Source organism: Streptococcus infantis (assembly GCF_047465185.1).
GTDB lineage: Bacteria > Bacillota > Bacilli > Lactobacillales > Streptococcaceae > Streptococcus > Streptococcus infantis_O.
The window spans coordinates 118,882-128,921 of sequence record NZ_JASHAJ010000004.1 but is presented as its reverse complement, the minus strand read 5'-3'; the positions used below and the strand labels follow the sequence as shown (position 1 = coordinate 128,921).

At 34.0% G+C, this 10,040-nt stretch carries 9 protein-coding genes; all 9 read right to left on the bottom strand.

Translation table 11 applies throughout. The annotated features are described in order from the left end of the window. Positions 1-95: 95 nt before the first annotated feature. Complete coding sequence (ftsH, locus tag QM382_RS08545; protein WP_036756480.1) at positions 96-2,054, bottom strand: ATP-dependent zinc metalloprotease FtsH; 1,959 nt, start codon at positions 2,052-2,054, stop codon at positions 96-98. Positions 2,055-2,070: 16 nt separating this feature from the next. Then, positions 2,071-2,613 carry a hypoxanthine phosphoribosyltransferase gene (gene hpt, locus QM382_RS08540; RefSeq protein ID WP_004250918.1) on the bottom strand — a complete coding sequence of 181 codons (543 nt, stop codon included), beginning with the start codon at positions 2,611-2,613 and terminating at the stop codon, positions 2,071-2,073. Positions 2,614-2,617: 4 nt separating this feature from the next. Then, complete coding sequence (tilS, locus tag QM382_RS08535) at positions 2,618-3,895, bottom strand: tRNA lysidine(34) synthetase TilS (protein ID WP_414273015.1); 1,278 nt, start codon at positions 3,893-3,895, stop codon at positions 2,618-2,620. Then, positions 3,892-5,160: a serine hydrolase gene (locus QM382_RS08530; RefSeq protein WP_414273014.1), complete on the bottom strand. Its 1,269-nt coding sequence runs from the start codon at positions 5,158-5,160 to the stop codon at positions 3,892-3,894. Before QM382_RS08530 ends, tilS begins: the two co-directional genes overlap by 4 nt. Next, complete coding sequence (locus QM382_RS08525; RefSeq protein ID WP_004250924.1) at positions 5,153-5,275, bottom strand: SP_0009 family protein; 123 nt, start codon at positions 5,273-5,275, stop codon at positions 5,153-5,155. Before QM382_RS08525 ends, QM382_RS08530 begins: the two co-directional genes overlap by 8 nt. A gap of 6 nt (positions 5,276-5,281) precedes the next feature. Next, entirely contained in the window at positions 5,282-5,650 is a 369-nt protein-coding gene (locus tag QM382_RS08520) for a septum formation initiator family protein (protein ID WP_004250925.1), read from the bottom strand. After that, positions 5,643-5,909, bottom strand: coding sequence for an RNA-binding S4 domain-containing protein (locus tag QM382_RS08515; protein WP_004250926.1), 267 nt, complete (start codon positions 5,907-5,909; stop codon positions 5,643-5,645). The genes QM382_RS08520 and QM382_RS08515 overlap by 8 nt, the downstream gene beginning before the upstream one ends. Before the next feature lie 65 nt (positions 5,910-5,974). Continuing rightward, a complete protein-coding gene (gene mfd, locus QM382_RS08510) occupies positions 5,975-9,478 on the bottom strand; it encodes a transcription-repair coupling factor (RefSeq protein WP_414273013.1) in 3,504 nt (1,167 codons plus the stop codon). Further along, complete coding sequence (pth, locus tag QM382_RS08505) at positions 9,471-10,040, bottom strand: aminoacyl-tRNA hydrolase (protein ID WP_263394204.1); 570 nt, start codon at positions 10,038-10,040, stop codon at positions 9,471-9,473. The genes mfd and pth overlap by 8 nt, the downstream gene beginning before the upstream one ends.

Sequence of the window (10,040 nt, the reverse complement as noted above, 5' to 3'; positions counted from 1 at the left end):
CTGAAATTTTTTTACTGGTTTTCATAGATTAGTTTTTATAAATGAGAAAGAGAGGATATAATAGTATCCTCTCTTGTATCTCGTCTACTAATATTTTAGTTTTCTTCAGCCATTTTTGATTTGACTTCATCATATGATAGGGCACGTGATTCCTCTTCTACTGATTCAGGCATTTTCCCTGTTTCGTAAAGAGATTTGATTTGTGTACTATCCAATGTTTCATATTTCAATAAGGCTTCTGCAATTAATTTATGCGTTTCACGGTTTGATTGAATAATTTCAGCTGCTTTATTACGTGCTTCATTCAACAATGCTCGAACTTCTTCGTCAATTTCATAAGCTGTACGCTCTGAAATAGATTTTTGTGGAGTTTGAGCTCCAAACATTGCATGATTTCCTTCGTATTGAACAGGCCCAAGTTTTTCACTCATACCATATTCTGTTACCATGGCACGCGCCATTTGGGTAGCTTGCTCAAAGTCGTTTGATGCACCTGTTGTTTGGACATTAAAGATGATTTCTTCAGCAACACGTCCACCCATCAAACCAGCTAATTGTTCTTTCATATCTTCTTTAGATAGCAACATTTGATCTTCTTTTGGAAGAGCAATCATGTACCCACCAGCTCGACCACGAGGAACAATTGTTACCTTATGAACGACACGCGCATTTGATAAGACTAACCCTACGATAGTGTGCCCGGCTTCGTGATAAGCAACCATTTCACGTTCTTTTTGGGAAACAGTTTTATCTTTCTTAGAAGGTCCTGCAATAACGCGATCTTCTGCCTCATCAATATCAGAAGCATCAATAACTGATTTGTTGCGACGGGCAGCAACTAATGCCGCTTCATTCAATACATTTTCTAAATCAGCACCAACAAAACCTGGAGTTTGTTGTGCTACTAACTTCAAATCTACATCTTCTGCTAGAGGTTTATTCCTAGCATGGACTTTCAGAATTGCTTCGCGTCCTTTAACATCTGGACGACCAACCAATACTTTTCTGTCAAAACGACCTGGACGAAGAAGGGCTGGATCTAGAACATCTGAACGGTTCGTTGCTGCAATGACAATGATCCCTTCATTTCCTTCAAAACCATCCATTTCAATCAAGAGTTGGTTCAAGGTTTGTTCACGTTCATCATTACCTCCACCAAGACCGACACCACGTTGGCGACCAACGGCATCAATTTCATCGATGAAGATAATAGCTGGTGCTGCTTTTTTAGCGTCCTCAAAGAGTGAACGTACACGGCTGGCACCGACACCGACGAACATTTCTACGAAGTCAGAACCTGAAATACTAAAGAAGGGTACTCCAGCTTCTCCTGCTACTGCTTTAGCAAGTAATGTTTTACCAGTTCCCGGAGGTCCTTCTAAGAGAACACCAGCTGGGATACGAGCACCTAATTTTGTAAAGCGTTTTGGATCTTTCAAGAATTCAACAACTTCAACAAGTTCTTGTTTTTCTTCCTCAGCTCCTGCTACATCTGAAAAGCGTACTTTGATATCTTCCTTATTAGCAGCCTTAGCTTTACTGCGTCCAAAGCTCATCGGATTGCGTCCACTATTTCCTCCCATATTTCCCATCATAGAAAATAGGAAGAAGAATAAAATGGCAAATGGCACTACCGAAACTAGGATGTTAATCCACATACCACTTGAGCTTTCGTGCTTGACTTCAACTTGTGTTTGGTGTTCACCAGCTAGTTTTTGCAAATCTGCTACAGTAGTATCCGATGGAAGAATAATACTTGTAAATTTTTCTACTTTTGTTGCAGAAGGTGTGAAAAACTGAATACCTGTTTCCGGTTTTTCTGTTTTAGCAGTTTTATAGACACCAGACACTTCAATAACACTACCACTTGGTTGATAGGTTATTTCTTTTACATTGTCATTAGTGATTTCCTGCACCAATTCTGAGTATTTAATTTGTTGACTGTGCCCGGCAGCTCTCCCAGCGAAAAAGTACTGAAATCCCGTTACTAGCAAGAAAATCATCAACAAATAAAGAAATGGATTTTTTATAAAACCATTATTTTGTTTTTGCATTCAACAACTTACCCTTCTATTTTGAGTAAACTTCCTCTTTCAATACGCCTACATAAGGAAGATTACGATAATTTTCATTATAGTCTAAACCATAGCCTACAACGAATTCATTTGGAATTGTAAAACATGTATAATCTGCTTCAATTTCTACAGTACGTCCTTCTGGTTTATCCAGCATAGTAACAATCTTAACAGACGCTGCTTCTCTAGCAGTAAACATATCTCTCAAACTTTTTAATGTTTGTCCAGTATCAATAATATCTTCTACAAAGACAATATGTCTACCTTTAACATCCTGGGTGACATCTTGTTTGATATTAATGACACCACTACTTACAGTTCCACCATGATAACTAGAAACCATCATAAAATCCATTTCAAGATGAGTGTCGATATATTTGACTAATTCTGCCATAAAAGGAATAGATCCTTTTAAGATTCCAACCAGAATTGGATTCTTACCTTCGTAATCTTTTGTCAATTGAGCACCTAACTTCTTAGCTGCTTCTGTAATTTCATCTTGCGAAATCATAATTTTCTTGATGTCTTGTTCTAACATGATTTTACCTATCTATTTTTTCTATATAAAGTATAGTGTTCATTATATCATTTTTCATTTTTATACTCAAATCACTGAGTTCAATTCCTAAAATTGAACAAATCTTTCCGAATTGCTCAACAATAATCGCATTTTTTCGTTTTTCTGCAGGAATTTTTAAATCAATAAAAAGTCGCCTTACTTTTTTTCGATAACCATTTATTATCAAATAATCACCTGGCTGTCGATGTCGCAAAATCAATGATGTTTCACGGGAAACATTTATTTGTTGAACATTTTCACCTTTTAGAGGGATTCCAAATGAAAATAGAAAACCTTCATAATAAACTTGATTTTGATAGTTTAACACACACTCACTACTTTTTTCATCAGACTTTGGTCTGATTTTACTAATTTGAAAGTGCTGGTATTCTTTTATAAGTTCATAACCATTTTTTATATTATGGCGATATTGACTCTTAGTTTTTAAAATATGATGAATTTCTTGAAATTGTTCTCTTGTTACATTTAAATCAGCAAAACGACTAAGGTATTGTTGTAGTAAAACTCCTTGCGTTACTTCACTAAAAGATAAAAACTGAGTTAAATCTTCTACATCAACCGCTTGAGATAATTCAGCTAGAGCAATTTGATAATCAGAAACTTCTTTTCCAAACTCTAAAATTGCTTTTTTTACCTGAGTATTTTCTGTTTCTAATTGTGGTATATAGAGGTTGCGAATACGATTGCGAAGATAATTATTTTCTTTATTTGTCGGATCTTCAAAGTGCTCAATTTTAGGAAAATCTTTCTTATAAAAAGACAACAAAGGACGAATCAACTCTCCCTTATCAAACGTTTGTTTTTCTTTAATAGCTGATAAATGGTGTAGTCTAACACCTCTAATCAATCGCATAAAGATTGTCTCAACTTGATCATCTGCATGATGAGCTGTTACAAGAGCTGTAGATGAAGTTTTCTCCATCACTTCTCTAAAAAATTCATAGCGAAATTGACGAGCATTCGCTTCTGAAAAATCTCCAGTAAAACAAGCTACATAAATTGGAACTCCAGCTTGTTCAGCTAATTTTCTTAATTCAATTTCTTCCTTATCTGACTCTGGTCGTTGTTTATGATTTACATGAGCCAAAAACAATTCAATACCAAGTTCTTTTTGATAGGTCAAAAGAAGTTGAAAAAGAAACATCGAATCCAATCCACCAGACAAGGCTAGCACAACTCTTGAATGTCCTTCAAAGTAACCTTTTTCTAGAAAATGATTTAAAAAATCGCGGTTTCTCATTTTAGGACCTCGTAGACATCCTTAGCAATTTTAGAAATGGTATCGTAATCAGAATTTTTGGTAAAGATTGAAATAACGAAAGGAGAATCTGTATAGACTATTCCCACATCGTGTTTAAATTCATCTGCATCCCCAATTTTATGGGCTACCTTAGCAGAAATATTCTTAGCAATCCGCTGATTATCAAAAGATGTTTGTGAAAGAGATTCTAAAACAAAACCATTCTGATTGTAAATAGATTCCATAACTTGACCAGCCATTTTAGCTGAAGCCATCTTATCTGTCACATTCCACTCTTCACCTGCGATAGTAGTCATCTCTGTTTTAAAGGCTTTATCTGATTTATTCGTAATATAATAAGCAAGAATATTATGAGCTACATTGTCAGATTCTTTTGCAGTTTTTGTGATTAAATCTTTGATTGTGTATTCTTTATTGTCTGCTGTTTTAGGGAGACTTCCGCTTCCTTCCGGTTTATAAGAACCAGGGAAATCATTAACTTCGGAAACATACTTCAATTTCGTGTCAAGTTGGTAATCACCTTGATTGATTTTTTCCTGAACAGAATAAAGATAAGGTAATTTCATAACACTAGCAGCATACATTTTCTGATTTTCATTAATGCCAGCTTCCTTACCTGTACTCAATTGTTTAATATAAATAGAGAACTGTTCATTTTGATAATTTGCAGATAGCAACTCTTGTACTTTCTGAATACGATTATCATCATCGGAAATATAATCCGTCGAAATCCAGCCCGTTTGCTTGATATGTAAGAATTCACGACCTTCAGCAAAAATAGACATATCTGCTTCAACTTCTTGATAAGGCGCTAAAGTAGACTTTAATTCTTGTTGATCATAAGGACTATTATAAACGACAAATCCCGGTTCTAACCATACTCGCTTAGAAAAATCGTTTACGATGGAACTATCGTATAAAAGTCGTTTATCAGCCATTACAAATTGATTATTTGACAATTTAAAGACAGGCTGTCCTTGTTTATTTAATCGCCATTCTAAAACAGATAATTTTGTTTCTGCATTTACTTTACCTGATTCATTAATCAGGTCTTCTGTAGAATAAACTGGCGTCTCACCATAAAATTTTGGAGATTCTATAATATCTTGATAATAAAAATGATATGGAGTATGAGTTAAAGAATAAACTTCTTGTTTTGGAATGATAACTGGATTCTCAGTGCTTACTACTTGAACGCTTTTTAGGAAAATAGGAAGTAGTAATATCACTAAAAATTTACGCATTCTTTTTCCCCTCTTCTTCTTGTAGTCGTAACAGATGATTCTTTTGAGCTAACTCATCTAATTTTTCATCTGACTGACTTAAAAATTTTTCGATAATATCTAATAAATTTTCCATTTCGCATTACCTAGGAAGTAAGTCCGGAATTGTATAAACTTCCTCCCATGTTTTTGAATAATAATATTTTGCACGGGAATATTTAGCCGCATAGGATTCATCTTTTAGCTTAGTTGCTAAACTAGCTTCTTTATCCTTTTCATCGCTCAAGTCCTGATATTGTTTTTTCAAATCAGCTAGTTGCTGGCGACGTGTTAGTAATTGTTGGTAACTCTGTGCTAAATTGTAAGTTGGTAAGATGAATAGCAACATAATCAAAATCAAAACCCAACCCATAAAACGATTACGTTTTTGACGTTCTTCCATCATGTATTTACGTCGTTGGTGTTCATTTTGAATAAATGAATTATTCATTTGGACTATTTTTTTATACATCGTCTTCTACCCTTGTTTCACTTATAATTTCATACATTCCAGCTGCATCTTCTTTTTTTGTGCTATCTTTCATTTCGAGCACCTTTACGAGCAACAATTTATTTCCAAAACGAATTTCAACCTGATCATTGATTTTTAAATCAGTTGAACTTTTAGCAAGGATACCGTTTACCTTGATTCGCCCTTTATCTGCAACTTCCTTAGCTACCGTACGACGTTTAATAATTCGTGATACTTTTAAATATTTATCTAATCTCATCTTATAATACCTCAAATTATTATTGTACCATTTTTATCCCTTTTATAGAAGAAAAAAGGTAATCCCTAATGTGACTCTTTTAAGTCTTTTATCTTCGCTAACGATTCTCCAAAGGTTAAGAGTCCTTCTAAAATCTCATAATCTTTTTTATTTCGAATATCAAATACAACTTCAATCAAACCTTGATTTTCAGAAATATTAGCCTTCAAATTTGTCTGAGAAAGAGCCTGGAAATAATCTTGGGTTAAAAATAGCTGTTGCGATATTTTTTCAAATTGAATGACAAGCTTATTATTTCTTCTTTCAACTCGATTGACAAATACTTTATCTAGATAAGCTTTAGCTAATCCAATTTCTAAGAGATAGGCAACTACATCTGGATACTCACCAAAACGGTCAATTAACTCATCTTGTAATTCTTCATAGTTGACACGGTTGTCAATCTGACGAATTCTCTTGTAAATCTCAATTTTATGTCGTTCATCTGAAATGTACTCATCCGGAAGATAGGCATCAATTTGTAGAATTAACTCAGCATTTCCTTTTTCACGTTTCTTGTCAGTTCCATTTTTCTTAGCAATTGCTTCTTCCAGTAATTGAGAATAGAGTTCAAAACCAACAGAATCGATAAAACCTGACTGCGAACTTCCCAAAAGATTACCCGCTCCACGAATGGATAAATCGCGCATAGCGATTTTGAAACCAGAACCCAATTCGGTAAATCCCTTGATAGCTTCTAATCTCTTTTCTGATACTTCTGTCAAAGATTTGTCAGGTCGATACATAAGATAGGCATAAGCGATTCGATTACTTCGACCAACCCGACCTCGTAATTGATACAAGGTAGACAGACCCATGTGATCCGCATTTTCGATAAACAAGGTATTGGCATTTGGAATATCCACTCCTGTTTCAATGATTGTCGTGGTTACTAAAATATCATATTCACCTTCAATAAAATCAAATAGTGTATTTTCCAAACGAATTTCACTCATTTGACCATGAACAAACCCTATAGAAGCTTCAGGAATCAATTCTTGTAACTCTGAAACCTTCTTTTCAATCGTGTCAACTTTGTTGTAAAGATAGTAAACCTGACCACCACGATCAATTTCTCTCAATACAGCATCACGAATGACACGATCATTCTGTTCAAGGACATAGGTTTGTACAGGGTATCGATTTGTTGGAGGAGTTTCGATGACAGATAAATCTCGGATACCTAACATAGACATATGAAGAGTTCGAGGAATCGGTGTAGCTGTCAAGGTTAAGACATCAACCTTCTTTTTTAATTCCTTGAGTGCTTCTTTATGCTTGACACCAAAACGCTGCTCCTCATCGATAATGATCAATCCTAAATCAGCAAATTCAACATCTTTAGATAAAACGCGATGAGTTCCTATCAAAATGTCTACTTGTCCTTTTTTCAATTTTTCAAGTGTCTCAGTCTGCTCTTTTTTACTTCTAAAACGACTCAAAACATCTACATTGACAGCAAATTGCTCAAATCTTTCCTTGAAATTACTATAATGTTGCTGAGCCAAAACTGTAGTAGGTACTAAAACAACAACCTGTTTATGATTATTGACAGCCTTAAAAGCAGCTCTCATTGCTACTTCTGTCTTACCAAAACCAACATCTCCAACTAAAAGTCGGTCCATCGGTTGAGGAGCTTGCATATCCTTCTTAATTTCTTCAATACTTCGAAGTTGATCTTCAGTTTCAACATAAGGGAAAGCCTCATCAAAAGCAACCTGATCTTCATCATCTTTTGAAAATGCATATCCTTTGAGTTGACTTCTCTCGGCATACAGTTTAATTAAGTCATCTGCAATATCTTCAACTTGATTTTTAACTTTTTGCTTCGCTTTTTTAAAACGTCCATCGTTTAATTTATTTAACTTTGGAGCCTTACCATCACTAGAAACATATTTAGAAAGAGTCTGTATCTGCTCTACAGGGATAGAAATTCGATCTCCATTTTGATATTGGACACTTACGTAGTCTCTATGAATTCCTTTTATTTCAATCGTTTCAATACCTAAATATTGACCAACACCATGGATTTGATGAACAACATAATCTCCTTTTTGTAGTTCACTGTAATCTTTTAATCGTTCAGCGTTGCTAATATTTTGTCTGCGATACTTGCGTTTAATCTTCTTTTTAAAAATTTCATATTCAGTGATGAATACAAGATTCTCATCTACAAAATGAAAACCATGACGAAGATTTCCTTCAATAAGGTTGACAGATGCTTTACAGACTTCATTTCCATTACTATTATCAACGTTAATGCCATATTCATCAAGAATCGTTGACAATTTCTTTAGTTCAGTTTTGCTACTTGATTGAAGAACAATCGTATACTTCAATTTTTTATAACGTTCAATTTCTTCTTTCAGAAAAGAAAACTGATTAAAGAACTCCTGCATTGGATATTGATTAAATTGATAAAGATGATCAAATTTTAGATTTCCAAGACCCTTTTGAAAATTCGAAAAGAAACTCGCTGGTACATATTTTTTTAATTGACTTTCTACATCAGAAAAATATTGTAAATTTGACACAACTTTACTATTGTGTAAATCTTCTGTCAAGTAACTAGCTGTTTCCTTATCAAAAACATCATACTGATTGATAATTTTTTGAAAATCATCAAAGATAATAGGAACTTGATTCAAATAGTCTATCAATGTCCACTGTTTTTTATAAAAAACAGATAAAAACTTGCGAATATCTGCATGAAGAACTTGCTCTTTCGTACAACTAAAAACTTCTTCTAAGTAAGACTTTAAAGTTGGAGAAATAGCTTTATCAATCTCATGTTCTAAGAATTTTTGACCACGATGATAATCTTCATCAGTTAGCAAAATATCACTAGCTGGATAAATCAAGACTTGAGATTGACTATCTTTTGATAATTGAGTTTCAGCATCAAATTCTCTAATCCCATCAATCTCATCACCAAAAAATTCTATTCGATAAGGAGATATTTGAGAGGTTTCAAAGATATCCAGAATATCTCCTCGAAGACTAAACTCACCTTGACTTTGAACTTGTGTAACTTTTTTATAACCAAGAGAAATCAAGTGATTTTTTAGTTCACTTTGTTCACATTCTTGGCCAATTTCAAGCTTTAAAATACTATTATCAAAAACTTGAGGATCTGGTAAAAATAAGCGACTAGCTGCTAGGTTACAAACTAAAATCCCTTTTTGAGACCTATCTCTTAAAAAACGCAAAGCTTCGACGCGAGAAAAAATCTTTTCTTGTGACGATACTAAAAATTCTACCATTGGTGAATCATCTACTAAGAATGGATAAACTAAATCTGAACCTAAGATGGAAATTAAATCATTGACCAGACGTTCAGCCTCTCCATAAGTCGAAGTCATTACTAAAATTTTGTCCTGATTTTTTGCACTACTTGCAATAGCCAAAGACTTTCCTGAACCAGAAAGACCTAATAGTAATTGTCTTTGTTTGAGAGATAAATGCTCATTCCATGAATGTATCTGCTTATTCTCTAAAAAGAAATCGATTAATGACATTTCTTTACCCATTATATTTCTGCATTGTTTTTTCAAAGTTATTCTCTTGTAAATAATAGTTTACAGCGTCGTCAACTTTGTCAATTGACTGTAAAATACCAATATAATCTTCTTGATCAAACTTACTCAAAACATGATGAACCACTGACATTCCTTTTTTAGGTCTTCCAATACCAATCTTTACACGATTGAAAACCTGTGTACCAATATGTTGAATAATTGACTTGATTCCATTATGGCCACCAGCTGAGCCTTTAGCTCGAAGACGAATTTTTCCAACTTCCATGTCAAGATCATCGTAAATAATCAGTAAATCTTCAATATCTAAACCATAGTAGGTTAATAAAGCATGAACTGCTTTTCCACTTTCATTCATAAAAGTAGTCGGTTTCACCAGATAAATTTTTTCACCATTAAGGAAAAATGAAGCTAACTCGGCTTGGAATATCTTATCGTGTGTAAAGGTGACGTTCTGTTTTTTTGCTAGTTGATCAATCAGCATAAAGCCAACATTATGTTTGGTTTCAAAATATTTATCCCCTGGATTTCCCAATCCCACAAGTAGTTTTGTCAT